This is a genomic window from Streptomyces sp. NPDC026500 (genome assembly GCF_055567635.1).
Genome location: NZ_JBVHQB010000053.1, coordinates 1 through 24,088, shown reverse-complemented (window position 1 = coordinate 24,088; position 24,088 = coordinate 1). Strand labels below are relative to the sequence as shown.

Annotated in this window: 22 protein-coding genes and 2 pseudogenes; 13 read left to right on the top strand and 11 right to left on the bottom strand. The window is 68.0% G+C overall.

The window, feature by feature from the left end:
* Nucleotides 1-316: 316 nt before the first annotated feature.
* The gene (locus ACZ4N5_RS42345) at nt 317-952 is read right to left on the bottom strand and encodes a type III effector protein (RefSeq protein WP_467762305.1); all 636 of its coding nucleotides are present in this window, start codon (nt 950-952) and stop codon (nt 317-319) included.
* Between the two features lie 130 nt (nt 953-1,082).
* Between ACZ4N5_RS42345 and ACZ4N5_RS42340 the strand changes: the two genes are divergently transcribed.
* The 5 genes and pseudogenes from ACZ4N5_RS42340 to ACZ4N5_RS42320 all read left to right on the top strand — a co-directional run.
* Nucleotides 1,083-1,514 (top strand): Hsp20/alpha crystallin family protein, encoded by a 432-nt coding sequence (locus tag ACZ4N5_RS42340; RefSeq protein ID WP_467762304.1) that lies wholly within the window; start codon nt 1,083-1,085, stop codon nt 1,512-1,514.
* A 181-nt stretch (nt 1,515-1,695) separates the two neighbouring features.
* Nucleotides 1,696-2,136: a DUF2267 domain-containing protein gene (locus ACZ4N5_RS42335; RefSeq protein ID WP_467762303.1), complete on the top strand. Its 441-nt coding sequence runs from the start codon at nt 1,696-1,698 to the stop codon at nt 2,134-2,136.
* A 601-nt stretch (nt 2,137-2,737) separates the two neighbouring features.
* Nucleotides 2,738-2,908: a hydrophobic protein gene (locus tag ACZ4N5_RS42330; RefSeq protein WP_387296946.1), complete on the top strand. Its 171-nt coding sequence runs from the start codon at nt 2,738-2,740 to the stop codon at nt 2,906-2,908.
* 332 nt (nt 2,909-3,240) lie between these two features.
* The gene (locus tag ACZ4N5_RS42325; RefSeq protein WP_261710067.1) at nt 3,241-3,594 is read left to right on the top strand and encodes a PRC-barrel domain-containing protein; all 354 of its coding nucleotides are present in this window, start codon (nt 3,241-3,243) and stop codon (nt 3,592-3,594) included.
* Between the two features lie 82 nt (nt 3,595-3,676).
* A pseudogene (locus ACZ4N5_RS42320) lies at nt 3,677-3,919 on the top strand (sigma-70 family RNA polymerase sigma factor); the annotation flags it as partial.
* A gap of 668 nt (nt 3,920-4,587) precedes the next feature.
* On the opposite strand, the gene ACZ4N5_RS42315 reads toward ACZ4N5_RS42320, so the two are convergent.
* From ACZ4N5_RS42315 to ACZ4N5_RS42300, 4 genes are all read right to left on the bottom strand, one after another.
* Entirely contained in the window at nt 4,588-5,241 is a 654-nt protein-coding gene (locus tag ACZ4N5_RS42315; RefSeq protein WP_467762302.1) for a diguanylate cyclase, read from the bottom strand.
* A 398-nt stretch (nt 5,242-5,639) separates the two neighbouring features.
* The gene (locus tag ACZ4N5_RS42310) at nt 5,640-5,900 is read right to left on the bottom strand and encodes a hypothetical protein (RefSeq protein ID WP_467762301.1); all 261 of its coding nucleotides are present in this window, start codon (nt 5,898-5,900) and stop codon (nt 5,640-5,642) included.
* Between the two features lie 10 nt (nt 5,901-5,910).
* Nucleotides 5,911-6,330 (bottom strand): DUF5133 domain-containing protein, encoded by a 420-nt coding sequence (locus tag ACZ4N5_RS42305; protein ID WP_467762300.1) that lies wholly within the window; start codon nt 6,328-6,330, stop codon nt 5,911-5,913.
* A 107-nt stretch (nt 6,331-6,437) separates the two neighbouring features.
* Entirely contained in the window at nt 6,438-7,298 is an 861-nt protein-coding gene (locus tag ACZ4N5_RS42300) for a SigB/SigF/SigG family RNA polymerase sigma factor (protein ID WP_467762306.1), read from the bottom strand.
* Between the two features lie 1,373 nt (nt 7,299-8,671).
* Here ACZ4N5_RS42300 and ACZ4N5_RS42295 point away from each other — a divergent pair.
* From ACZ4N5_RS42295 to ACZ4N5_RS42270, 6 genes and pseudogenes are all read left to right on the top strand, one after another.
* Complete coding sequence (locus ACZ4N5_RS42295) at nt 8,672-9,229, top strand: hypothetical protein (RefSeq protein ID WP_467762299.1); 558 nt, start codon at nt 8,672-8,674, stop codon at nt 9,227-9,229.
* A 48-nt stretch (nt 9,230-9,277) separates the two neighbouring features.
* On the top strand, nt 9,278-9,778 hold the full coding sequence (locus ACZ4N5_RS42290; RefSeq protein WP_467762298.1) for a hypothetical protein: 501 nt from the start codon (nt 9,278-9,280) through the stop codon (nt 9,776-9,778).
* A gap of 443 nt (nt 9,779-10,221) precedes the next feature.
* Entirely contained in the window at nt 10,222-10,713 is a 492-nt protein-coding gene (locus tag ACZ4N5_RS42285; RefSeq protein WP_467762297.1) for a GNAT family N-acetyltransferase, read from the top strand.
* A 47-nt stretch (nt 10,714-10,760) separates the two neighbouring features.
* Nucleotides 10,761-11,294, top strand: a pseudogene (locus ACZ4N5_RS42280) (transposase family protein); the annotation flags it as partial.
* Between the two features lie 100 nt (nt 11,295-11,394).
* Complete coding sequence (locus ACZ4N5_RS42275; RefSeq protein WP_467762296.1) at nt 11,395-11,796, top strand: VOC family protein; 402 nt, start codon at nt 11,395-11,397, stop codon at nt 11,794-11,796.
* The gene (locus tag ACZ4N5_RS42270; protein ID WP_467762295.1) at nt 11,793-12,299 is read left to right on the top strand and encodes a DinB family protein; all 507 of its coding nucleotides are present in this window, start codon (nt 11,793-11,795) and stop codon (nt 12,297-12,299) included. The genes ACZ4N5_RS42275 and ACZ4N5_RS42270 overlap by 4 nt, the downstream gene beginning before the upstream one ends.
* A gap of 271 nt (nt 12,300-12,570) precedes the next feature.
* Here ACZ4N5_RS42270 and ACZ4N5_RS42265 read toward each other — a convergent pair whose 3' ends face one another.
* The 3 genes from ACZ4N5_RS42265 to ACZ4N5_RS42255 form a co-directional block, all read right to left on the bottom strand.
* Nucleotides 12,571-14,121, bottom strand: a complete 1,551-nt coding sequence (locus tag ACZ4N5_RS42265; protein WP_467762294.1) for a hypothetical protein — start codon at nt 14,119-14,121, stop codon at nt 12,571-12,573.
* Nucleotides 14,118-15,593, bottom strand: a complete 1,476-nt coding sequence (locus ACZ4N5_RS42260) for a hypothetical protein (RefSeq protein ID WP_467762293.1) — start codon at nt 15,591-15,593, stop codon at nt 14,118-14,120. The genes ACZ4N5_RS42265 and ACZ4N5_RS42260 overlap by 4 nt, the downstream gene beginning before the upstream one ends.
* A 249-nt stretch (nt 15,594-15,842) precedes the next feature.
* Nucleotides 15,843-19,031 (bottom strand): beta-glucosidase, encoded by a 3,189-nt coding sequence (locus ACZ4N5_RS42255; RefSeq protein WP_467762292.1) that lies wholly within the window; start codon nt 19,029-19,031, stop codon nt 15,843-15,845.
* A gap of 176 nt (nt 19,032-19,207) precedes the next feature.
* On the opposite strand from ACZ4N5_RS42255, the gene ACZ4N5_RS42250 reads away from it, so the two are divergent.
* Complete coding sequence (locus ACZ4N5_RS42250) at nt 19,208-20,365, top strand: ROK family transcriptional regulator (protein WP_467762291.1); 1,158 nt, start codon at nt 19,208-19,210, stop codon at nt 20,363-20,365.
* 61 nt (nt 20,366-20,426) lie between these two features.
* Here ACZ4N5_RS42250 and ACZ4N5_RS42245 read toward each other — a convergent pair whose 3' ends face one another.
* The 3 genes from ACZ4N5_RS42245 to ACZ4N5_RS42235 all read right to left on the bottom strand — a co-directional run bounded on the left by ACZ4N5_RS42245 (nt 20,427) and on the right by ACZ4N5_RS42235 (nt 23,003).
* Entirely contained in the window at nt 20,427-21,062 is a 636-nt protein-coding gene (locus ACZ4N5_RS42245; RefSeq protein ID WP_467762290.1) for an HAD-IA family hydrolase, read from the bottom strand.
* Nucleotides 21,063-21,226: 164 nt separating this feature from the next.
* Nucleotides 21,227-21,889: a class I SAM-dependent methyltransferase gene (locus tag ACZ4N5_RS42240; RefSeq protein ID WP_467762289.1), complete on the bottom strand. Its 663-nt coding sequence runs from the start codon at nt 21,887-21,889 to the stop codon at nt 21,227-21,229.
* Nucleotides 21,890-22,196: 307 nt separating this feature from the next.
* Nucleotides 22,197-23,003: a DUF6461 domain-containing protein gene (locus ACZ4N5_RS42235; RefSeq protein WP_467762288.1), complete on the bottom strand. Its 807-nt coding sequence runs from the start codon at nt 23,001-23,003 to the stop codon at nt 22,197-22,199.
* 133 nt (nt 23,004-23,136) lie between these two features.
* Here ACZ4N5_RS42235 and ACZ4N5_RS42230 point away from each other — a divergent pair, with 133 nt between their 5' ends.
* On the top strand, nt 23,137-23,571 hold the full coding sequence (locus ACZ4N5_RS42230; protein ID WP_467762287.1) for a pentapeptide repeat-containing protein: 435 nt from the start codon (nt 23,137-23,139) through the stop codon (nt 23,569-23,571).
* Nucleotides 23,572-24,088: the final 517 nt, after the last annotated feature.

Below are 24,088 nucleotides of genomic sequence, written 5' to 3'. Positions count from 1 at the left end.
GAGCTGCAGACACTCCTCGCCCTCTGGACCGGCGCCTGCCCCACCTGCCACCGCGACATACCAACATCCATATCAACCTGACCAGGCACTACTAGAGCCGCATCGGACAACGGTCGCATGGTGTTGCGCTTCTTGTACCGCTCTTCGTCGAAGCCTGGTGGCGGTCCGCCGCGTGAGCCTTTGCGCTACGCGGCAGATACGTCTGCCGGTCAGCCCGCGACACGCCCGCTCCGGCAGCCGGCACACGTCGGCGGCGGCCCCGGCTCTTCAGAGGCCCCGAAAGTCCCTGATGAGGGGTAGGGACACTCCAACGCGGTCACGACTCGGGGGCCGAGCGTTGTCGCTGTTCGTTCTCGCGTGTTTCGTGCGTGCGGCGGTCGATGTCGGTGACGCGGTCGGCCAGGGCTGGGTGATCGGCACGCAGGTGGGGGCCCGCATCGGAGAGGGGGCCAAGGAGTTGGGCCGGGTCGCTGTCGCCGAGGGCGGCGTGGAGAGCGGTTATGGCGCTCGTTGCGGTGTCGGGGAGGTCTGTCAGGGCGGTGATGGTCCCGGCGAGCTGGCGGAGTGTGGCGGCGTGGTCGTGGGCCCAGGCAGCTACGGAGCGGTCGGCGGCGCGCCGGCCGCGGGTGGCCTGCACCCGCTGTTCCTTGGTGGCGCCCGCTTCACCGGGACGCACGCGCAGGTAGCGGCGTTCGGCGGCCTGGCGGCTGGAGACGCCGAGCGGGTGGGCCAGATCGGCCCAGCTCGCGCCCGCCTGCCGCGCCGTTTCGATCAGTCCCGGCTCCCAGTCGGCCAGCTGTTGACGAACCTGCCGCAGGAGGAGCAGCGCAGTGAGGGCGTCGTGGGGGTCGTCGGGTGCGGCGGACTGTGCGGTCTGCAGGGCCTGTGCGAGGGCCTCGAGCGCCGTGGCCGTCGCCGCGAACGAGTCCGGCGCCGGGAGTTCGTCGCCCATCTCCCCTCCTCTTCAGCTTCGTCATCCTCTGGACGACGCCTTACTTGTCGTCGTTCGGATGACATGCTACAACGGTGTCAGGTGAAGCGCATTGGCAGCAACTGCCTGAACTCATCTGGAGGTGTATCCCGTGTTGATGCGCACTGACCCGTTCCGGGAACTCGATCGGCTGGCCCAGCATCTGATGGGTCCGGGAACGTGGTCCCGCCCGTCCGCGATGCCGATGGACGCCTACCGAGACGGCGACCAGTACGTCATCGCCTTCGACCTGCCGGGCATCGACCCCGACGCCCTCGACATCGACGTCGAGCGGAACATGCTCACCGTGAAGGCGGAGCGCCGCCCCATGTCGCGCTCGGAGAGCGCCCAGATGGAACTGTCCGAGCGGCCGCTCGGTGTCTTCTCCCGCCAGCTCGTCCTGGCCGACACCCTCGACACCGAGCGCATCTCCGCGGACTACGAGGCCGGCGTCCTGACCCTCCGCATCCCGATCGCGGAGCGGGCCAAGCCCCGCAAGATCAGCGTGCGCGGCACCGGGGAACGCAAGTCACTCGACAGCTGATCCGCCGGTCGCACGTCCGCCGGCCGGGCCCAGGACGGTCCGCCCGCAATCCCGCCTGGGCCCCGGCGCCACCGGCCCCCTCACTCCACGCCGGACAACCCACCTCCGCGAAGAACACGGTTCACACGGAAGAGCCGCTCTCCCGCAGGAAGACGGTCACGCAAGGAAAGCCGAAGCCCTCATGACTCTTCTCTCTCCCCCCGCGCCCCCTTCTCCAACGGCAACCGTCCCCTTCGACCAGCTGCTGGAAAGGGTGCGCCACGACGGCGCCTACCCCACCCGCCGCCACGCAGAAGGCGTCGTACGCCGAGTACTCGAAGCCCTCGGCCGACAGTTGACGGGCACCGAGCGGATGGAGCTCGCGGCCCGCCTCCCTCAGGAAGCAGCCTGCTACTTCTCCTCGCAGCCCCCCACGAGCAGCCCGCTGACCGGCTGGGGCTTCGTGAAGGACCTCGCTGAGCGAACCGGCGGCACCCCGGCGACGACCCGCTGGGACACCGGATCGGTCCTCGGCGTCGTGGGTCGCCTCGTCGGTGACGACCTGACCGCCCGGATCATCGGCCAGCTCCCCGACGGCTACGCCCTGCTGTTCGGACGGGCCCAGCTCGTCCGGGCTGCCTGACCGCCCGGTGCCGACACCCAGAACGCAGCGCACATGTCCGCGGTGCGCTGCGTGGTGACCGCAGTTCCCACCGTTCGCCCGCAGCGGGAACGCGTCGAACGCCGGCCATGAGCCTCTTGGTCGCAGTGCCGTCGCGGGCTGATGACGTGGCTCCTCTGTTCATCCGTCGCAAAAAGCGGAGCCGGCACCGGCAGCACAAATCCCGGCAGCCAACAGGCTGCCGGGATCAGGAGTACTCAGCGCACACTTGGGCCGGACTGCGTCCTTGACCTTCTCCTTCACCGCACGCAGGTCGCCCGTGGACTCCTCGGCGCGCCCTCGGCCTTCAGGGATTCCTCCCCCACCGCACTGCCGACAACCTTCTTGACGCTGCCCTGGCCTGCTGGCCCTTGGCCCGAGCCTTCTCGTCCGCAGCCACAACCACTCACCCCTGCCTCACCCGGAACTCAAGTACGCCCTCCGTGTCACCCCGGGTCTGGATCCTCAAACCAACCCGAATACTGTCACGCATTCGCGGCCGTGGACCGCCTATGGAATACATGAGATCCGCAGGAATGGAGATCGATCCGCAGGGCACACGAAGGTCCGGAGGTTGATAACTATGGTTCCTATTCTTCTTGTTCTCCTGCTCGCGCTGATCCTCTTCGGTGCCGGTTTCGCACTGAAGGCACTGTGGTGGATCGCCGTGATCGTGCTGATCGTGTGGGTCCTCGGCTTCGTGATCCGTCCTACAGCGAGCGGCGGCCGGCGTGGCCGCTGGTACCGCTGGTAGACGGCCTGAACAGCACATCGTCATGGGTGGGGCCCGACGCTACGGCGTCGGGCCCCACCCATGTCCCGTCCCGGCGATCGCAGGATGAAAGTGGTGATTCTTCCGGTTCGGGGTAACTGGGGACCATGGCCGGCCGGAGGCGGCCGTGACGCCAGGAACCAGGGCCGTCCAGCACGACGTCTCCGGCCGTTAGCTCTTTCCGCAGCGCTTATGCATAGGCGCAAGAAGCCTGGGAACCCGAACTCCCGCAAGCGTCACCAATGATGACGCTCAATCTCAACGAGTCCGCAGTTCAACTGTGGGCGGCCATCGATTCTTTGAGGAGGGACTTTATGAGTGACAACATCTGGGGCTACCAGCCGACCACCGGCTACACCGCGGGCACCGACCTGACCGGATACAAGGTCGAGGCCACCGACGGCAGTATCGGGAAGGTCGACAAGCACTCGGACGACGTCGACTCCTCGTACCTCGTCGTCGACACCGGCGTATGGATCTTCGGCAAGCACGTTCTCCTCCCGGCCGGCACCGTGCAGTCGGTCGACCAGGCCGAGCGGAAGATCTACGTCGCGCTCACCAAGGACCAGATCAAGGACTCTCCCGAGTTCGACAAGGACAAGCACACCGGTGACGCCGGCTACCACGAGCAGGTCGGCAGCTACTACCAGAACCGGCGCAGCATCTGACATCAGCGCCCCGGCGCAAGCCAAGGGGGCCGGCCGGAGTGCCTCCGGCCGGCCCCCTTCGCGCACGCGCAGGAGCGGGCAAGCGCTCGCGGATTTCATCGGTACCGACGACCAGATCCTTGAACTCGTCCAGGACTTCAATGCCCTCGCCCCGCTGATCGCCGAACTCGACGACCGGGAACGGTGCATCATCCACATGCGCTTCGTCGACGAACTCACCCAGGCCCAGATCGGCGAACACCTCGGCGCCTCCCAGATGCACGTCTCCCGCGTGCTCAACCGCACCCTCACCAAACTGCGGACCGGCATGCTCACCACCAAGTGAATACGCCCGCATGACCCCGGAACTCATGACGGCCGACACTCCTGTGCAGGCGTGCGACTGCCGTGAACGGCTGGATCTGTCCCGCGGCGGTCAGCGTCGGCAAGGCCGCCGGACTGGCGGTATCAGCTCATGGAGCCCAGGTGAGACGGGCCCCCGTGCCCACGCAGCGCAGCAGGACTCCACCCGAAGCAAGCCACACGGCTTGTGTGGAAGCAGGCGGGAATCCCGGGCCTTTGGGCCCGGGAGGATGTCAACCTTTTCTTGCACAAAGGGAGTTGGGACCAATCTCCGCGTCCGTGCCGGCGCTCGGTATACCTCGCCCGCACCGGCCGGGCACCGCCGGGGGCGGGCTGGAACCGGACCACCGACTGCCCGGTTCCGCCCTCCGGTCATCGTCACCGGCCGGTTGGAGCCCGGGACGACTCTCCCGTGCGCCCCCGGGATAGCCAGTGAGGAGGGCCGGAGGGAGAACGGCGTGTGGAGGGAGAGCCACCACGCCGTTCTCGAGGAGCGAGTCGGCCGCCGTCCTGACCGCCGTCACGGTGACCGCGGCTGCAGGAGGCCACTCCTTCCACCGGGAACTCCCCACCGCACTCAATTGATTCAGAGTTCGCGTCACACCGCGGCCGACACCTCTGGAGAACGGCCCGCGAGGAACAGACCTGTCGCTACCGCGGGTGGGCGGTGTCACGGTCGCGGCGGGCCCGTACACAGCGGATCATTTCTTCCGCGTACGGCAGGACGACACACAGTCCGACCCCGGCGGCGATCGCAGTGAGGTAGCGGGCCGACAGCGGGCGTTGCTTGGGAAGGAGCTTCCAGCTGTCGGCGTGGCCGGCGCCCTTCGTCACCTCACGGACCTGGTCCCAGTGCAGGCACGTGGTGAAAGCGGCCGCGGTCAAGGGCAGCACTTCCAGAAAGCTGTGGATGTGCTGCTCGACGGGCCGCACCTCACGCTTGCCGGTGGCCAGAGACACGTCCCACAGTGCGGTGGCCCCGTGTGCGACGGCCGCGCCGCCCATGAGCGAGAGCACCGGCGGGTTGACCTTGGTGGTCAGGGCCGCGACGACCGGGATGCCGGCCTCGGTCATCATGAGGGCGTGCATCGCTGATTCCCGTACGCCACTGGTGTGCTCGATGTCCGAGCGGCGGTGCATCATCCAGTCGGCGACGGCCGGGACAAACCACAGCGGCAAGACGCCGTACAGCAGAAACCTGCGGCTGGCGTTTTCAACGTCGTCCGCCCCGGGCGGTATGCGAAGCGTGGGCCCGGAGCGCCAGCGCTGCCAGCGGGTGAGCGTCGAACGGCGACCAATACGCATGACTGCCTTTCCTCCATGACAGGGCGGTCTCTTGGCCCAGATGCCGGGTCTCAGAAGGAGTTCTCGTCGGCCGGCTGAGGCCGGTGCCCCTGTTGGGCCTGTGGCCCGTGCCGGGACGGTGCCCCCGTCTCCTCCCGACTGCTCGCAAGGTTCTTGATCACGCTGACGGGTTCCGGCCACGCGCTACATCGGGCTCTGATGACGTACAGCCGGGCGGCGGCTTCGTCCAGCCCCACCCGCTGGGGGCCAGACCGCCTTCTTGTGGTGCGGCGTCGTCCTCATGGACGAGCGAGGGACGGCTTGACGGGCCTCCTGCGCCCGTCCGCCGGCGGCGTTCATCCGGAACCCACGCAAGGCGACGGGAGCTGGGGATCCGGGCTTGCACCGCGCCCGCCCCCTCACCGCGGATCAGGTTGCCGTTGCCCGCTCGCGGGCCAGGGGTCCGACCATGGTGACCAGCACTCCGGCCCTCCCCCATGCCACTCGATGACCGGCAGTTCGGCCACGTCGACCTCGTCCAGGCGCTCCCAGCCCGCCCGTCGCAGAAGTTCGGTCAGAGCCCGCAGGCTGCGGACGGTGCCTGCGGGCTTTCCGTCCACCCACACCAGCCGCCCGCCCCGCTTCGCGGGCGGGTAGACGATCACGGCACGGTCACTCATGTCCAACGCCTCACCATGCGTTGCCTTTTCCTGTGCCCGCGGCATGGGGTGCCGTGGGCCGGTGGCCGGGGCGCAGGGTGCCATCGCGGCGAATGGCAGACGCTTCGCCGGCGTCGCACTGGAAACCGACCGCACTGGTCGTTGCGATGGCTGCGGGCTTGGGAGATGCGGCGGCCGGTCGGCTTTCGGGTCCGAACCTCGTGGCGGCCCCGGAGCTCGTGACGGGGGCGACGGCTGCCCTGGCCAGACAGGAGCGAGCGGCGTCCAGGGCGTCTGTGATCTCGCGGGTTCCGGTGGACACGCACAGGGTGTAGGCGAGGTCGCGCAGGCGCTGACTGTGGGGGGTCGCGCCGTCGGGCGATTCCTCGGCGAGGAGCGCCTCATACTCCGCGATCAGACGGTACAGAGTGGCGGGGAGGGGCATCAACATCGGTGCAACTCCTTGGGACTGAGGCCTACTGGCCTTGCATGAACTGTCATGACAGCGTGTACGGGGCTTGAGGAAGCGGCCACCCGGCTCCGGGAGCGGAGTAGTCCTCACGCCGCGGAGGCGCTGCTGGAGCGGGTGGGGCACTCGCACTCCCCCAGCACCTCACTGCGTACATGGGCGCAGCTGCGGGTGATGAGCCGGGATATGTGCATCTGGGAGTACCCGAGCTGGTCGGCTATGCGGCTTTGCGTCATGTCCTGGAAGAAGCGCATGTAGAGGACGGCCCGCTCACGTTCGGGGAGCCTGCACAACGCCTTCCTGGCCGCCTCACGGTCGACGATGAGGTCGTAGGAAGGGTCGATGACGCCCAGGGTGTCGGCGAGGCTGTACGCGTCGTCGTCGGTGGCCAGTTCGGCGTCCAGTGAGAGGGTGCTGTAGCTCTCCAGCGCTTCCAGGCCCGTGGCGACCTCGTCCTCGGTGAGACCGGTTCGGGCGGCGATGTCGGCGGGGGCGGGTTGGGGGCTGCCGGGGCGCTGGGTGAGCTCGCGGCGTGCCAGACGGACCTGGTTGCGCAGCTCCTGCACCCGGCGGGGCACGCGCATGGCCCACGTCCGGTCCCGGAAGTGCCGTTTCACCTCGCCGGTGATGGTCGGCACGGCGTAACTCTCGAAGGCCCCGCGGCTGGGGTCGAAGCGGTTGACGGCCTTGACCAGCCCGAGCGCCGCTACCTGGCGCAGGTCTTCCATGGCTTCGCCGCGATCACGGAACCGGCCGGCAACACGGTGCGCCATGGGCAGCCAGGCCCTCACCAGCTCATCGCGCACGGCATCCCGTTCCGGCCCCTCGCCCAGTTCCGCCAGCCGCTCGAAGAGCGCGGCAGTCTGGGGGGAGTCGTCGTGGGTTCGGCGTGCGGTCCCGGTGAGAGGGGAGACAGAGGTGCTGTCGACCTGCGAACAGTCTGGGTTCATATCAGTGAGCACGGGGATCGCTCCTGAACGCGGGGTTCAGGACGGGCCTGGAGCCGGATGGCAGGCGCCGCCTGAACAGTGTCTGTCAGGGGTTCGCCACGCGGCGGGTCTGCCCGGCCCGCCGAAGGAAACCGCAGCGGGCGGGGAGAACGGAATCCCCGCGGGGCGTGCGCCTTCAGTCCGAAGCACGATTCCTCGTGTGCCCCTCAGTCATGACCATAAACACCGCCTCCCCGACTGAGCGCTGCATCCTCCACCGCCCCCACCCGGCCCGGGAATAGCCCATACCTCCCCTCCTGGGGAGGGATTCTCCGGCCAAGGAACGGATCCCCTGGCCGCCGCGCAAGCGGGACAGTCGCCCCAGCGGGTCTCGCCTGGCATGTCGGCGACGACGCCCTCCTGGTCCGTGCGCGCGGACCGCAGGTGCGGGCGTCTCCGGGCCGTACTGCTTCTCATCCAGCGGGGGACCGCTTTCCCCGCGCGCCTGCCACGGTCACGGGCCGGTGATCAAGCTCGATCGTCACACCGATCCGTTCGGCATGCGTCAGGCCCAAAGCCGCATCGGCAAGGGTGCAGGGAATCTCAGTGACTACGGCGCTACTCCGGTACGGAGTGCCTCGACGCCGCGCATCGCCGTCGCGCTCGGCCGGCCTCGCACCCTGCTCACAGGGCACCCACGCCCAGTCTGCCGAGGTCCACGTCGACGGCCCGCCGTTTCCGTCTTCCCCCCGGCAGCGGGTCAGGCACCGCCGGACCCAGCCCAGCAGTTGGACGGTTTCCCCAGCACAAGTGGCCGAACCAGGGAAACCTAAGCCGAGCCAGTCCCAGCGGGGAAGGCCACCTGGCCGACCTGACCCCTGAGTACCCCTCTTTCGCTACAACCAACATCAGTCCAGCCAATACACCCGGCCCCACAGCCCGTACGACTGCAACAGCGGCGTAAGCCGCCGTGATGGCCGTATCGGTGCGGGCGTGGACCACCAAGCCCGCACCCTGAGCTGCGACCTGCGTCTGGAGGACATGACGAGCAGGAGCACTGGGTGTTGCCACCGACATCGGGACGAGCTGTGCAGGATCTGCGACATGGACAGGCCTGCGGCCGTCACACTCATCGGCTTGACCTAGATCTCTGGGCGGGCGCCCGGACGAGCGCTCGCGGCTTCGCCGGAAGGCGGGGTGCCGCCCCTACGTCAACGGTCGGGCCCGGTCTGCGGATGCTGGGCGTTGTTGGAGTCAGCGGTTCATTGCTGCGCTCGAAATGGCGCCACCGGCCCTGCCGTCCGTGCTGGTCGCCCGGCCTCGTTTGAGGGACAAACATGAGGGAACCCGCCCAAATGAGAATGCACTCCGCACTCGTGAGGGGGTTCGACCTCATGTCGACAGGGACACTTCTGGCAATCGTCATTCCCGTCGTGGTGGTGATCGCCTTGGCAGCCGTCGCGGTTGCGCTCCTCATGCGGCGCCGGAAGCTGCGCGAGCGCTTCGGCCCGGAGTACGCACGCACGATGGAGGACGCCGACAGCCGCACGGCGGGCGAGCGCGAGCTCAGAGCCCGCGAGAAGCGGCACGACGCGCTGGACATCAAGCCGCTGGACAGCAGCGTCAGGGAGCGGTACACGCGGGACTGGACCAGCGTGCAGGACGAGTTCGTGGACCGACCGGAGGCCGCCGTGCACGACGCGGACCACCTGGTGACCTCCTTGATGCACGAGCGCGGCTACCCCACCCAGGACTTCGAGCAACAGCTCAAGGACCTCTCGGTCGAGCACGGCCGCACGCTCGAGCACTATCGGGCCGCCCACGACGTCGACGTGCTCAGCACCCACCACGAGGCGACCACGGAACAGCTGCGGGGGGCCATGGTTCAATACCGCGCCCTGTTCGACGAGCTGCTCGCCGACGGCGGCCAATCCCGCCGTGCTCCGGCCTGAACGGCTCAGCGAACGGACAGCCGCCCGGCTTCCGCGAACGGAGGAGACATGCAACACGAAGACACACCGGCTACCGCCACCGCGAGCGGGCTGTCCACCGACGACCTCGCCCAGTCCCGCGACCGGTCCACGCAAGAAGGAAGAGCCGGCACGCAGGCCGATGTCCCCACTTTCCCCGGCGAGAGCACGGACACGCCCGGCAGACCCGTTGACGACGAGACCGCGGAGACCGACGACAACACCCACGGTTCGGGCCAGGGCACTCGAGCCGAGGAGGACGTCCCGCAGTTGCTCAGCGCTGAGGACGAAGAAGGGTTCCGCACTCGCTGGCAGGAAGTGCAGAACAGATTCGTCGACGACCCGCGCGACGCCGTGCACACCGCCGACGCCCTCGTCGCCGACGTGATGCAAAGGCTGGCCGCCACATTCGCCGACCACAAGCAGGAACTGGAAGGACAGTGGAACCGAGGCGAACGGGCGAACACCGAAGACCTGCGCCTGGCACTGCGACACTACCGCTCGTTCTTCAACCGCCTGCTGGTCACCTGACACAACGCAGCAGTCCAGCACCTGCCCCTGACTACGCCCTCCTGATCGCCGTGCTCACCCGCCGTGCGGGTCATTGGAACGGGCGTGGTCGGCTGCGGACGCCGACAGCACCATCCATCACCAGGGCAGGATCGCTACAGCGGTGCCACATGCGCACCGGATTCCCACCTCTCCCTACCCGCAGTCAGAGTCATCGCTGGGGAGAATCTGGGGAGTTCGAGGAGCGCTGGGGAGTTCGTGGGGAGAATCGACTGCGTAACGCCACACCATCCTGAACGACGCTGAAAGAGTCATCTGCGCAGTTCAGAAACGGACACGACCGCATCACCACAGGTCAGCAGGACCTAAGGGCTGTCCCGTAACGATCTCCGTGGTGTGGGCCGGACGGAAACCTGTCGGTAGGACCGTGGACGGCCACGGGTGAGTCCGGGACCATGGCCTGCATGTCAACCTGGACTATCAAGGCGGAGCCTGTCATTGGCACGGATGTCGACGAGGTGACGCGTCAGTACTTCACCGAGATGGGGCGGCGGGTGCTGGGGCGTTCAGCCACAGAGGCAGAGCTTCGAGCGGTGCTTGTTGAGGACCCTCACCATGACCTCAGCCCGCCTGACGGCGAGTTTCTCGTAGCACGCAACGGTGAGGGCGAGTTCCTGGGCTGCGCAGGGTTGCGACTGCTGAGGGGTGATCCTGAGACTGCGGAGCTCAAGCGGATGTACGTGCTCCCCGCTGGGCGGGGAGCAGGATTGGGCCGCGGCCTCCTCCTCGCCGTCGAGGAATCTGCTGCGAGGCTCGGTGCCATCAGGATTGTGTGTGAGACCAACACCCAACTTGCTGAGGCACGAGCTTTGTACATCAGGCACGGCTACAAGGAGACCGCGCCATACGAAGGGCATGGCGAGGCGGATCACTGGTACGCCAAGGTACTCAGCTGAAGGCCAGGAGATCGAGCTCGAGTCGGCCCCACTGAGATGATCTTGCTGTGGCTGGTGTGATCACGGCGTCTGAGCCGACTTGGATAGCCCCGTTCACCGGGCTGAGCTCGCGGGTCTTCGGGAAGTTGGTGAAGCAGCTGCGCCAAGAGAATGCCGACACCCCGGCCCGGGGGCGGCCATGGAAGCTGCCGCTGGAGGATCGCGTGCTGCTGGTAGCCGCATACTGGCGCACCAACCTCACTCTGCGACAATTGGCCCCATTGTTCGGGGTGTCAAAGTTCTCCGCCAACCGGGTCATCGACCACCTCGGCCCGAAGATCGCCCTGCGGCAGCGCAAGCAGTTCGCCAAGGACACCGTCCTCATCGTGGACGGCACCCTGGTTCCCACCCGCGACCACGCGGTCGCCGAGCAGTCCAAGAACTACCGATACTCCACCAACCACCAGGTCGTCATCGACGCCGACACCCGCCTGGTTGTCGCGGTCGGCCGTCCGCTGCCCGGCAACCGCAACGACTGCAAGGCGTGGGAGGAGTCCGGCGCGAAGGCCGCCGTGGGTAAGTCCCTGACGATGGCCGACGGGCACAACCTCGCACTCGCCGGGTAGCGCCATTCCTGTCGCGAGAAGATCGCTCGATCCGACCTCTATACGTGGCTCTCCCGCTCGTAGATCATTTGTAGCTGTGACAGACACGGCTAGCCCCCCCTCATGGCCCACAGGCATCAGCGCGATCACCCTCTTCGTCGAGGATCTGGACGCCACGAAGCTGTTCTACCGGGAGGTCTTCGGACTACCGGTGGCCTTCGAGAATGACAACTCAGCTGTCTTCGAATTCGGCAACACCATCATCAACCTGCTGAAGACCACCGCAGCGCCCGAGCTCATCGCACCCGCTCGCGTTGCCCAGGCTGACGCTGGCTCCCGCCTCCAACTCACCCTGCCCGTGGACGATGTGGACGCGATGTGCAAGGAACTGGCCGCCCGCGGTGTGACACTGCTCAATGGCCCCATGGACCGGTCCTGGGGCATACGGACCGCCAGCTTCCGCGATCCCGGCGGCCACATCTGGGAAATCGCCAAGTGACTGCGTCGCCGGACCCCGAGATCCGGGCACTCCTATCGTTCCTGCACGGACAGCGCCGCCACGTCCTTGGCATAGTCGACGGCCTCGACACGGATGCCCTGCGCCAGCCCGTGCTGCCATCAGGATGGAACTGCCTCGGCCTCGTCCAGCATCTCGCCCTAGACGTTGAGCGGTTCTGGTTCCGTGCGGTGGTAGTCGGCGAGGAAGATGTCATCAAGTCTCTGGGCGACGACGGTGACGCATGGCACGTGGGGCCAGAGGCTCAGGCCGCCGAGATCCTCGACCGATACCGCACGGAGACCGACCTCGCAGACAGCATCATCCGTGCCACCGCTGCGGACGCTCCCCTGGCCTGGTGGCCCCACCAGCTCTTCGGCGAGCCGCACCTGCACACCCATCGAGACATCTTGCTGCACGTGATCACCGAGACTGCGTGCCATGCCGGCCACCTCGATGCTGCGCGAGAACTCCTCGACGGCCGACGATGGATGGTCCTGACCTAACGCGACTCGGCAGGTGTGCCACCAGGGCCATGCATAGATTACGAAGGGCCAGAACAGCTTTACGGGACAGCCCTTAGTGACAACTCCATGCCCACGAGCTCTGCTGGGGCCATCCCATCGGGGGCGTGGGCACCACCCTCTCCCCGAGTCGAGCCGGATTCCCCGCCGATGCGACACGGTGCCGCTGCATCCGCGGGGACTCTGGTGATCTTCAGCCGCTGATGTGCGCCGACGAGACGGCCTGGGCCGCGGACGCACGTCATCGGCGCCGTCAGACGGTGGATTGAGCGCCGGGGAGTGCTTGGCCGAAGTCGATGTCGGAGTATCGGCGCTTGAGACCGGCGCCGGTTCCGCTGATCGTCGTCGATCCAATGGTCACCGGTCCGGCCGCAGATCCTCGGGCCGTCCACAGCAGGCCATCGGAGTTCTCGCCGGGGGTGCCCACCATCACCTCCGCCTTCCCGTCCTTCGTGACGTCGACCAGATGCGTCGACGTGCCGAACAGATCTCCGGTCTCGGCCGTTCCGGGCACGCCGCTGCTGTTCTGCGAATAGGCGAGCGAGCCGACCGTGGTGAGGCCGGCGGCCGATCCTCGCAGCAGCGTCGCCTGTCCCGCGCCCGCGGTGGATCCCAGCGCCTCCCCGGGAGAGCCGACCAGGACGTCGGCATACTTGTCGCCGTTGGTGTCACCGACGCTGAGCGACACCCCGAACTGGTCGCCGTCCTCACCGCTTCCGGGCACGCCTGCGGTGTCCTGATGGATGATCTGCGGCTTCTGGGCGGCGGTGATGCCCTGGGGGCTTCCGTAGAGAACCTGGATCTCGCCACCGCGGTGCGCGGGCGTGGCACCGGATGTCAGTGACGCGTCGTACGGTGATCCGGTGACCAGGTCGCCGTAGCCGTCGCCGTTGATGTCACCGATCTGGCCGGACAGGCCGTCAGCGAGGGGCAGCTCGGTGTAGGTGCCGCCGTGCCCCTCGGCGTAGACCGGTCCGCTCACGTCTCCGTCGGTCGGGCCGGGCAACCAGAAACGCTCGGCCCTTCCATCGCCGTCGACATCCCCCATGACGACACCACGGTTGGTCCCGATCGCGTTCACGAAGGTCCTGCGGGCCGAGGCACCGGCGCGGGTGAACGGCCCTGTGTAGGTGGTGGCACCGCAGTTGCCCGTGACTCCGATGTCGGGAGCCCCGTCACCCGTGACGTCCCCGACGGCGAGGCCGGCCGCGAAGCGGCATCCCTCGTCGAGACCGGTCGGCTGTGAGATGGTCGCACCGCCCTTGAGGCCGGTCGAGCTTCCCCACACCACGGTGAGTGAGCCGACGCCCCCCATGGTGCCCACGGACTCGTCCGGAGTCCCGATCAGCAGGTCGGCGTAGCCGTCGCGGTCGAGGTCCGCGGAAGCGACGGCCGTGCCGAACCCGTCCCATTCCTCCGGTGCGCCGGGAATGCCGGAGGTGGCTTGCGTGATGACCGTGCGGCGGGAGGCCGACACTCCGTTGGCCGAGCCGTACAGCACGACCACCGCACCCGCCGCGTCGACCGTGCCGTCGGCTGCTCCGGGCGCGCCGACGGCCACGTCACGGTAGCCGTCACCGTTGAAGTCGTCCTGAACCGCGGCGGTGTTGGCGCCCCGGTAGGGCGCGGCCGCCGCTGCGGCCGTGGCCGGCAGCACGACGGCGGTCAGCGTGGCTGCCGTACTGACGGCGATGGCGGAGGCCAGGAATCGAGAGGCGAAGCGGCCCGGGGTGCGGACGCAGGGGCGGGAGGACATGACGGCTCCGGGTTCAAGGAAGGGCGGGATCGAGTGGGGAAGCTTCACGGGCCGGTCACCACGCCTCCGAAGCCGGCGGCGCCGGCCGAGCCGAGACCCGCGCCGCCGGTGCCGACCGTGACGGAGCCGGCCGCGGTGATGGACGAGGCCGAGCCACGCAGCGACCACACGACGCCCACACCGCCGTTCTCACCGGGGGCGCCCACGACGAGATCCGCGTAGCCGTCCTTGTTGAGGTCGAGGACACGCACGGCCGCGCCGAAGGCGTCGCCGGACTCCGAACTGCCGGACACACCGGGGCTGTTCTGCGTCAAGGTGCGGGCGTGGGCGGTGTCGAGCTGTCCGGTGGTACCGCGTACGACAGTGACGGCTCCGCTGCCGCCGTCCTCGCCCGGCGCGCCGATCACGAGGTCGGCGCGGCCGTCCTTGTCGGTGTCACCGATCGCGACCGAGGCGCCGAACCGGTCCTTCGCTTCGCCCGAACCGGGTACGCCCGCGGTGTCCTGCGTGATGGTCTGGACTTGGCTCGGGGAGCCCCCGTATCCGGCGTCGTAGTAGATGGTGATCTGGCCGCCGAGGGAGGTACCCGGGCTCTGCGACGGGTCTTCGGGGTTGCCGATGACGAGGTCGGGGGAACCGTTGCCGTTCAGGTCGCCCACTGCGGAGGTGGTGCCGGCGGGCAGGTCGGCGCCCTCGAAGCCGGCCGGGTCGGCGAAGTAGGTGTGCGGGTCGTCGCCGGTCCCGTCGTAGCCCCAGCCTCCGTCCGACACGCCTCGGCCGTGGACTATCAGGCGGTCGTCGTCGGTGTTCGGCAGGTCCATCGGGGTCAGGGCGACGATGCCGTGAGCCGGGTTGAACCCGTAGCCGTTGCCGGAGGTGCCGGACTGCGCGGACAGGTCGGCAGGCATGAAGGTGACCTCGGCGTCGTTGGCTCCGACCGCGATCGACAGCTTGCCGTCGCTGACCGGGTTCAGACCGTTGTAGGTGCCCACGGCCAACGTCCGTCCGTACGCGTCGTGCGAGCTCGGCCACGGGTCGTCGACCGGCTTCGCCTTCGTCAGACCGGAAGCGGTGCCGTAGACGATCGTGACCGAGCCACCGCCGACGTCTCCGTCGACCTCCTCGCCGGGAGAACCCACGACCAGATCGCTGTACCCGTCACGGTTGAGGTCGTAAACGACGACAGCCGCGCCGAAGCGGTCGCCGGCTTCGGCCGTTCCCGGGACGCCGGTGGAGTTCTGCGTCAGTACGGTGCGTCTGGTGGGATCGATACCGTGCGAGGTGCCGTACATGACGACCACTGCACCCGCCTTGGCATGGCCCGCCACCGTGGCGTCCGGGGCGGACAGGACGATGTCGCGGTAACCGTCCTTGTTCACATCGCCCGGCGTACCGACGACGGCCTCGGCGCTCGCCGCGACGAATGGGGTGAGCCCCGAGGCGAGCAGCGTTGCGGACATCAGCAGGGTGCGTTTGCGCACGAGCTTCTCCAGAGAGGGGATTTCAGGGTAAGAGGCCACGTACCGAACTCCTGGAGACCAGTACGCGGCATGGCCGCGTCAAGTTCGGTGCACACAAGACTCCTGAAGGGGCAGGAGGGTTGCACAACGTCGGAAAGTTTCTGCGCAGAGCGGAGGCACCGTCATCGCACTCTCTGGCAGACGGCAACTGCGGGAGCCCGTCCTGCATGACGTGGCCGTCACGGCTGTACCCGGCACGAACGGCGGGCGTGGGCGGCGGCCGGTGGGATCGGCCGCCGTGCGGTCCGGTCAGTGCTTGTGGTGGGGCTGGGCGACTCGGCTCTTGGTGGAGGTGACCGTCGGGTCGAGGTCCTTGAACTGCCTGGTGTAGGAGCCCACCACGATTCCCCTCTCGTTCCGGGACCTGGCCAACTGCTGGAACGAGGCGGTCCTGGACGCGGTGGTGAGGATCCGGATCGCGCTGCGCTGCAGGTCGCCCAGGCGCATCGTGTAGGCGTTGGCGGCGGGGTACTTGCCGGTGAGAGTGACGGTGTACGCGGTCACGGGGCTCGCGGTGTCTCCCGGGGTGGCGTGCTGCACGTCCGAGACTGTGATCGCAGCCTTCTGGGCGGCGGTCAGGGCGGTGGAGGCGAGCAGGTCCTGGACGGCCCGGTAGGCGTCGTCGACCGAGGCGTACTTCGGGTGGGCGGTGTAGGTCTGGTTGTTGATCGCGTCGATGGTGGTGGTACCGGACAGCGGAGCCTTCGACAGGTCGGTCGAGGAGTCCACGGTGGTGGTGATGGCGGCGGTGCCGCCGGCGGCGAGGGTGAGTCCGCCGAGCTGGACGGTGTAGCTGGTGACGCCGGTGCTTCTGACGGTCTTGGTGTAGGCGGGCAGGCCGTTGATGTCGACGGTCGGCGTGGCCTTGATGATCGCGTTGACGATGTCCGAGGGCCTGCCGCCGGGCTCGATGAGGTCGTTGCCGGAGTACATGGTGTTGGTGGCGCCGTGAGCCCCGCCCCAGTCGCTCATCACGGTGCCCTTGAACCCCCACTCGCCGCGCAGCACATCGGTGAGCAGGTCGTAGTTGCCGGAGGCGTAGGTCCCGTTGACCTTGTTGTACGAGCTCATGACGGACATCGGCTGGGCGGCCTTGACGGCGATCTCGAAGCCCTTGAGCTCGATCTCGCGCAGGGCCCGCTCGCCTGCGACGTCGTTGCCGGAGTTGCGTGCGGTTTCCTGGTTGTTGCCGGCGAGGTGCTTGATGGTCACGCCGACGCCGGGGTTGCTCTGGACGCCCTTGGTGGTGGCGGCCGCGGTGAGTCCGGAGACGAGCGGGTCCTCCGAGTAGTACTCGAAGTTGCGGCCGTTGAGCGGGTCGCGGTGGATGTTCATGCCGGGGGCCAGCCACAGGGAGACGCCGTAGGTGTTCATCTCCTTGCCGACGGCGGTGCCGACCTGATCGACGAGGTCACGGTCCCAGGTCTGGGCGAGGAGGGTGCCGATGGGCCAGGCCGTGCCGTACTGGTACGTGGCGGGGGTGGTGGCGATCTGCTGGGTGAGCCGGAGTCCCGCGGGCCCGTCGGACAGCGTCATGCTCGGGATGCCGAGGTCTTCGTGAGCGCCGGTGGTGTATCCGGCGGCTCCGACGGCTGACAGGGTGGTGCCTGGGACGCTGGAGCCTTCCACGAGGTCGGCCAGCTGCTTCACGGAGAGTCCGGCGACGAACTGCTCGATCGAGGTCTTGCCCCTGGCGACGTCGTACAGCGTGCTGCCGGAGCTGGTGTGGACGTACTCGACCCTCTCGCCGGTCTTGGGCGCGTAGGGGGCGCCGGTGCCTTCCCAGTCGTTCTCGCCGCGGTCGAGGTAGACGGTGGTGGAGGAGACCTTCGCGCCGTCGAGGGCGTAGTAGGGCGAGGAGGAGTCGACGGTGACGTCCTGCTCGAAGGCGGAGGCGTGGTCCTGGGTGCTGAACGAGCGGGGGTCGAGGGTGATGCGCCGGGCGGCGGCGATCTCCCTCGTCTCGTCGGGGTAGGTGTAGAAGTCGGCCGGCGCGCTGGAGAGTTCGGTGGCAGGCTTCTGGTCGGCCAGTTCGTTGTGGTCCTGCTCGGTCACCACATCCATCGCCAGGTTCAGCTTGGCGGCGACGTGGGTGTTGCGGGACGAGTTGCCGACACGGACCAGGTAGTCGCCGGCGTCGAGGACCCACGCGGCCCGGGATTCGCTGTAGGAGGCCAGGGAGGAGGTGTCGAAGCTGATCGTGACGGTCTGTGAGGCGCCGGGGGCCAGGTTGTCCGTCTTCGCGTAGCCGGCCAGCTGCTGGTAGGCCTTGTCGGCGCCGGTCTGCGGGGCGGAGACGTAGACCTGCACGGTCTCCTTGCCGCTGTAACGGTGTCCGGTGTTGGTGACCTTGGCGGTGACCGCCACGTGCTGGGCGCTCGCGGTGACCTTCTGGGCCTGGATGCCGAAGTCGGTGTAGGAACCGCCGTACCCGAAGGCGTAGTTGACGACGGACGCGGGGTCGTTCTTGTTGATCGAGCGGTAGAAGGAGTCGAAGTAGCGGTAGCCGACGTAGATGCCCTCGGTGTATTCCTCGGTCGCCGAGTTGCCGTCGTTGTTCGCGAAGGTCGCGGACGCCGGGTAGGCGGAATAGCTGGACGCCCAGGTGTCGGTGAGCTTCCCGGAGGGGGTGACGGTGCCGTTGAGGACGTCGGCCAGGGCGTTGCCGCTCTCCTGGCCGGCCTGGCTCATCAGCAGCATCGAATCGAGAGCCCGGCCGCCGGAGGAGTCCTTCTCGGCGGCGTTGATCTGCTGGTAGAAGCCGGTGTCGATGATGCCGCCGGAGTTGATGACCACGACGACATGCTGGTAGGTGCGGCCCAGCAGTTCGAGGTTGGCGCGCTCGGTGTCACCGAGGAGATAGTCGCCCTTGCCGGAGGAACGGTCGGAGCGCTCACCGGAGTTGCGGGCGATGACGTAGACGGCGGTGCCGGTCTTGGCGGTCGGCTTCACCGTGTCCTCGGTCAGCGGCTGTTCCACGGAGGCGTAGTCGACCGTCGGGCCGAAGATGCCGTCCGAGGGGGTGCCGTACTTGGTGTCGTAGGCGCTGGTCATGGCGGACCAGTAGGCGTTGCCGGTGGTCACTCTGTAGCCGGCGTTCTCCAGGCCCTGGCGGGCGGTGATGGTGTACCGGTTGTTCACGTCGCCCGAGCCGGTACCGCCCTTGACGGTCCGGTAGGCGCCGACGCCGTAGAGGGCGATGTTGCCGGACGGCGCGACGGGGAGTGCCTGCTCGTGGTTCTCCAGCAGGACCATGCCCTGCTCGGCCGCCTTGCGGGACAGCGCGGCGTCGGCCTGCTCCAGGCCCACCGGCTGGGGGTCGGTGGCCTCCGCCTGAGCGGGATTCCGCCCACCGAACATCAGCGTGGACGCCACGACCGAGGCTGCGGCGGCCGCGATCACCGGTCTGGTCCGGGGGTGTCGCGGAAGGAAGGTCATCGACGGCGTCCTCTCTGTCCCAGTCCGACTGAGAGCCGGACGCAAAGAGGAGGCTATGGAGCACTTTTCGGTCCGTCAATAACTGAAAACCATTGCGATTCTCAGGTTTTACGTCAAACCGTCAAAACAATCCGCCGATGATTGGCGTAATAGAAGGCGGTCACTATCATCGGCGCATGGATGTGACCTCCGATCGCTCCTCGCCGCGCAACAGGACCCGGGAGGAGATCTTCCGCATCATGCAGGGCGGCGGGGCCCTCACGCGCGCGCACCTCGTCGAGGCCACCGGTCTGTCCCGCAGCACGGTCAACCACGCCGTCTCCCGGCTGATAGCCGAGGGGCGTGTGACGGAGGGCGATCCGGCGGCCAAGGGACCGGGCAGCGGCAGCGGGCGCCCGGCAGGCGTACTGCGATGCGTCCACGGCCGAAGCAGTTCCGCCGCACTCGACTTCGGACACAACCACATCAACGTCGCCGTCGTCGACGGCTCCGGCCACATGATCGCCCAGCGACGCGCCGACCTGGACGTCGACCTGTGTGCGGCCGAAGCCATGGACGCCGCCGCCGAGATGCTGGGGGCCCTTCGCAAAGGCCACGACGTCGACGACCTGTCCACCGTCGTCGTCGGCATTCCCGGCCCGCTGGACTCCGCCTCCGGCCTGGTCCGTTCACCCACGATCCTCTCCAGCTGGGTCGGCCTCGATCCCCGACGGGAGCTGGAACACCGGCTGGGTCTGCGGGTCCACGTCGAGAACGACGCCGTACTGGGCGCCTACGGCGAACTGCGGCGGGGCGCCGGCCGGGGCTACACGGACTTCCTCTACGTGAAGGTGTCCCACGGCATCGGCGCAGGGATCGTGCTCAACGGTGAGCCCTACCGGGGATCGCTCGGCTTCGCCGGGGAGATCGGCCACACACCACTGCCCGGATACACGGAACTGTGCCGGTGCGGCAGACGCGGCTGTCTGGAGGCAGTCGTCTCCGTCTCCTCGGTCATGGCGCAGGTCGCCCACACCCATCCCAACCTGGATCCCGACGCCTCGCTCGCGGACCAACCGGACGACGCCACCACCCGGCGCATCCTGAACGACGCGGGCCGCATGCTCGGAGGGGTCCTGTCCGTCCTGAGCAACCTCCTCAACCCGGCCGCACTGATCATCGGAGGCGAACTCGGAGCCATGGGCAGCCCCCTGCTGGAGGGCGTCGCCTCGGCAGTGCAGCGCAATGCCCAGCCCGCGATCGCCGCATCCCTCGACATCCTGCCCGCCCAACTCGGAGAGAACGCGGAACTTGTCGGCGCGGCCGCGCTCGCCGGCGCGCTCGCCCGTAGCTGACCGAGGGCCCTCAGGACCGGGCAGCAGTCGCGCCCTTCTTCGCGCAGGGCGCCATCAGCGGCTAACGTCCGAACAAGGGCGTGAGCGCTGTGCGCAGATCGTCGATCCGGCGATAGTGGACACCGGCCATCCCGGCCTCACGGGCCGCCGTGACGTTCACTGCGACATCGTCGACGAACAAGCAGCGTTCAGCGGTGACCCCGACGCGTTCGGCAGCGATGCGGTAGACCCTGGGGTCGGGTTTCGCCACGCCGATTCGGGCCGTGTTCACCACCGTGTGGGCGACGCGGTCCAGTCCCTGACGGGCGAGGTCCTGCTCCAGACGTGTGGTTCCGTTGGAGACCAGAGCCACGCGGGCGACCTCGCGGACCCGGGTGAGCAGGGCCACCAGTTCCAGGTCCACGAGCGGGGCGCGACCGGACCAGGCGGTCACGGCGGCGCGGGCCCGTTTGTGGGAGCCGCAGGTGTCGGCGAGGTCTGTCGCCACGTTGGACCGCCACTGTTCGTCGGTGATCTCGCCGGTGATGGCGGGGTTGACACGAGCGGGTGCGAAGGCCGCGGCGGCGAGGGAGCCGACAGGCAGCCCGTGCGCGTGCTCAATGTCGTCGTCGGCGGGCCAGTGCCGCAGTACGCCGTCGATGTCGCAGAGTACGGCGGCATAGGGCAGGGACGAACCGGCCGGACAGTTCTCAGTCACGCCAACAGTCTGCACTGCGCACCGATCCCGGGAAGGCTCATCCGTCAGGACAACAGGGGCGCAAGCAGGTTCACTTGGTAGACCGCCGATGGTCCCTGATCAAGAGTCGGCGCCCGGGGCCGTACGGCTCCCCGACCCGCAGGTCGAAGGCACGTGCCCTCGGTTCAGACAGCACCTGCCGAGGCTTTGCGGGCAAGCAGTTGAATCTCCTGGAACTGCCGTCGGTCGGTGGGCTGAGGCTCGCGAACCATCCGGGCCACCTCGGCTAACCCGGCCTTGCGCAGCATCGCGGCGAGGTGATCAGGCCACCACCGATAGGCCGGCGTGACCGCGTGGTCGAAGACCTGCGTCGGGTGGGACGGATCCTCGCTTGCCGAAAAGCCGATCAGAAGGTGGCCGCCAGGTGCCAGCACACGATGGAACTCCGCCAGGATGACGGGGAGTTCCTGCGGTGGAGTGTGGATGATGGACCAACGTGAGAGTACGCCGCCCAGCACCCCGTCAGCGATGTTCAACGCGGCCATCCAGCCCACGTCGAACCGCAGGCCCGGATAGGCCTGTCGAGCCAACTCGACCATCGCGGAAGAGGCATCGACACCGAATGCCGCCAGCCCCAACTCGTCCAGATGAGCGGTGATATGGCCAGGCCCACACCCCAGATCCGCGACCTGACCGTCCCCACTGGCACCCACGACCTCGGCGAAGACACTCAAGATCGCACGGTCCAAAGGCCTTTCACGCAGCTCGTCCCGGAACCGCTGCGCATACAGGGGGGCAGTAGCGTCGTAGGCCTCGCGGGTGACACGGAGGACATCGTGTTCGACCATGCTCGCGACAGTAGCTTCTGGCGCTGAGCCGAGCCCAGAGAATCACGATCTTCCAGCCAGCCTGCCTGCCTGCCTGCCTGCCTGCCTGCCTGCCTGCCTGCCTGCCTGCCTGCCTGCCTGCCTGCCGCCAGACTCAGCCACGAACGACCGGCGTCGACCCCGGTCATGAGTGCTGCCACGCGCTCCGGCGGCGGATCCGCCGCAAGCAGGGCGGCCGTCTCCCGTCCCGGGCACAGCCACCTGGACCAATCAGTCTCTGGCCGCATGGCCTCCTGGCCGCAGCCATGAAACACCTAATGCACCGCGCTCAGGGAGCGGGCGGCGAGGGCCTGCGGATGACAATCGGTTGTGCTGCCTCGGCGCGGGCGCGGGCGGTCGCGGCCTCGACCTCCTCGCGGGCGACTTCCTTGTAAAGGCGATTCCCGTGGGCGTCGGTGATGTCGATGACGATGCCGGTCCACTCCTCGGCGGGCTCCTCAGGCACCTGCCCGAGCTGGTACTCCGCCTCCTGGAGCAGTTCCTCCGTCACCCGGACCCCGGTCAGCCGTTCGGCCAGGGCGAGGGTCGCCGCCTTGTTGTCGACACGCCCGCCCGCCTCGCCCTCGTCGTCCGACAGATCGAAACCGACCTCACGCATCAACGAGTTGAGGGCGTCGGGAGTGCTGCCGCTTCTGACTGTGGGCCATTCGAAGGTGGTCCGAAGTTCCCCGTCCTCGTACCAGTGAAAGAAGTGCATGGGCTTGCCTCCATTGCTGGAGTGCAGCACAGCGGACCCGCCCGCCGACAATGCCTCCAGGAAGCGCACCTGCATCCCCATACCCCCGTCTCCGACGAACAGGACGAGTGTCCAGTCACCGCCTTCGCCTGGCGTGGTGAACGCGCCCGCGACGAAGGAGTCGGCCCAGTGGTCCGTCAGGTCGAGCAGTTCATCCTGCCGCTCGATCAGCGCGTCCGCCCCCGTGCACGTACCCTGCGGCTCCGCCTCCATCACCCGCAGCACCGCTGCCGGGGCGACGCCCCGCACCAGGGCCAGGGTGCACCCGATATCCAGCGCGTGGCCGAACAGCGGAGAGGAACGTATCCAGGCATAGTCATGTGCGGTCACCGAAGTCATGGACCAGAGTCTGCCTGCTGCCACTGACAAGGCCCGTGAAACAGCCTGCGTGAAACAGACTGCACCCGTCCCAGCCCGTGCACGTACCGCGTCGCCCCGGCCGGTTACCGATACGGCTGACATGCTGGCGCACATGGCCACGCCACTGACCGCGAGACAACGACTTGCCGCTCTGCCCGGATACGCGGCCGTGAGCGGTGAGGACTTCACGGGCCAGAACCTTGCTTCCACTCGCGCGTTGCGGCTGAGGTTCACTCGCTGCTCGTTCACCGGAGCCGATCTACGCCACGCCACCCTGGGCGGGTGTTGGTTCAAGTTCTGCGACTTCACCGGCGCGGACCTGCGCGGCGCTTCACTACGCGGGGTCAGCCTGGCCGGATGCGACCTACGGGGTGCTGACTTGCGCGACACCGATATGACCGAGTCCACGTTCGGAAGCGTGAACACCGGCAAGCCTCCGCGCGGACTGACCGACGTCACCGGGGCCCGGTTCGAGGGAGCGTCCCTGCGCAATGTTCAAGTGGAAGGCGTCATCGGGTGGCCGCCCGGGCACGGCGGGAATGAGTAGGGGCTGTCTGCCGGTGCACGGTCAGTTGATGGCGTGTTCTGCGGCGTCCGCGTCCACTACGCCGAGCCCCGCCTGCCTGATCCCGTCACCCCGTACGGGGCGACGAAGGCTGCGGCGCGGACAGGGTTCTTCACACCCACCCGAACACCGTAAATCGCCCGCACCTCGCGGTGACGGCCCCTCTGGAGCATTGCCCAGGGCCACTCGTGCCCGCACTCGATCGAGCCCTCAAGCGGGTGTGGAACCTCGGTAACTACCTGACGCTTTGGGATCTCGGGAGGCGGGACCCCAACATGATCGTGTCCGTACAGGCCCGCTCTGTCCTGTCGCCTTGGCCGAAATGAGAACCACGAGTCTCCCGCCGACGTCGTAGTGCAGTGTGCCGACTGCTTGAGCTGTGGGGGACCACGTGAACGGCGCCATCTACCTCTGATCTTGGCCGGTGCTCCGCCCTTCAGGGCGGGGGTGAAGGCCATCCTTGGCCCGGAGGCGCGAAGCGCCGGAGTGCTCTGCGCCT

Excerpts from the sequence above, each read along its gene's own strand:
- ACZ4N5_RS42345 (WP_467762305.1), bottom strand. The coding sequence starts at position 952 with ATGGGCGACGAACTCCCGGCGCCGGACTCGTTCGCGGCGACGGCCACG.
- ACZ4N5_RS42335 (WP_467762303.1), top strand. The coding sequence starts at position 1,696 with ATGACTCTTCTCTCTCCCCCCGCGCCCCCTTCTCCAACGGCAACCGTC.
- ACZ4N5_RS42330 (WP_387296946.1), top strand. The coding sequence starts at position 2,738 with ATGGTTCCTATTCTTCTTGTTCTCCTGCTCGCGCTGATCCTCTTCGGT.
- ACZ4N5_RS42325 (WP_261710067.1), top strand. The coding sequence starts at position 3,241 with ATGAGTGACAACATCTGGGGCTACCAGCCGACCACCGGCTACACCGCG.
- ACZ4N5_RS42315 (WP_467762302.1), bottom strand. The coding sequence starts at position 5,241 with ATGCGTATTGGTCGCCGTTCGACGCTCACCCGCTGGCAGCGCTGGCGC.
- ACZ4N5_RS42310 (WP_467762301.1), bottom strand. The coding sequence starts at position 5,900 with ATGAGTGACCGTGCCGTGATCGTCTACCCGCCCGCGAAGCGGGGCGGG.
- ACZ4N5_RS42305 (WP_467762300.1), bottom strand. The coding sequence starts at position 6,330 with ATGTTGATGCCCCTCCCCGCCACTCTGTACCGTCTGATCGCGGAGTAT.
- ACZ4N5_RS42300 (WP_467762306.1), bottom strand. The coding sequence starts at position 7,298 with ATGAACCCAGACTGTTCGCAGGTCGACAGCACCTCTGTCTCCCCTCTC.
- ACZ4N5_RS42295 (WP_467762299.1), top strand. The coding sequence starts at position 8,672 with ATGTCGACAGGGACACTTCTGGCAATCGTCATTCCCGTCGTGGTGGTG.
- ACZ4N5_RS42290 (WP_467762298.1), top strand. The coding sequence starts at position 9,278 with ATGCAACACGAAGACACACCGGCTACCGCCACCGCGAGCGGGCTGTCC.
- ACZ4N5_RS42285 (WP_467762297.1), top strand. The coding sequence starts at position 10,222 with ATGTCAACCTGGACTATCAAGGCGGAGCCTGTCATTGGCACGGATGTC.
- ACZ4N5_RS42255 (WP_467762292.1), bottom strand. The coding sequence starts at position 19,031 with ATGACCTTCCTTCCGCGACACCCCCGGACCAGACCGGTGATCGCGGCC.
- ACZ4N5_RS42250 (WP_467762291.1), top strand. The coding sequence starts at position 19,208 with ATGGATGTGACCTCCGATCGCTCCTCGCCGCGCAACAGGACCCGGGAG.
- ACZ4N5_RS42240 (WP_467762289.1), bottom strand. The coding sequence starts at position 21,889 with ATGGTCGAACACGATGTCCTCCGTGTCACCCGCGAGGCCTACGACGCT.
- ACZ4N5_RS42235 (WP_467762288.1), bottom strand. The coding sequence starts at position 23,003 with ATGACTTCGGTGACCGCACATGACTATGCCTGGATACGTTCCTCTCCG.
- ACZ4N5_RS42230 (WP_467762287.1), top strand. The coding sequence starts at position 23,137 with ATGGCCACGCCACTGACCGCGAGACAACGACTTGCCGCTCTGCCCGGA.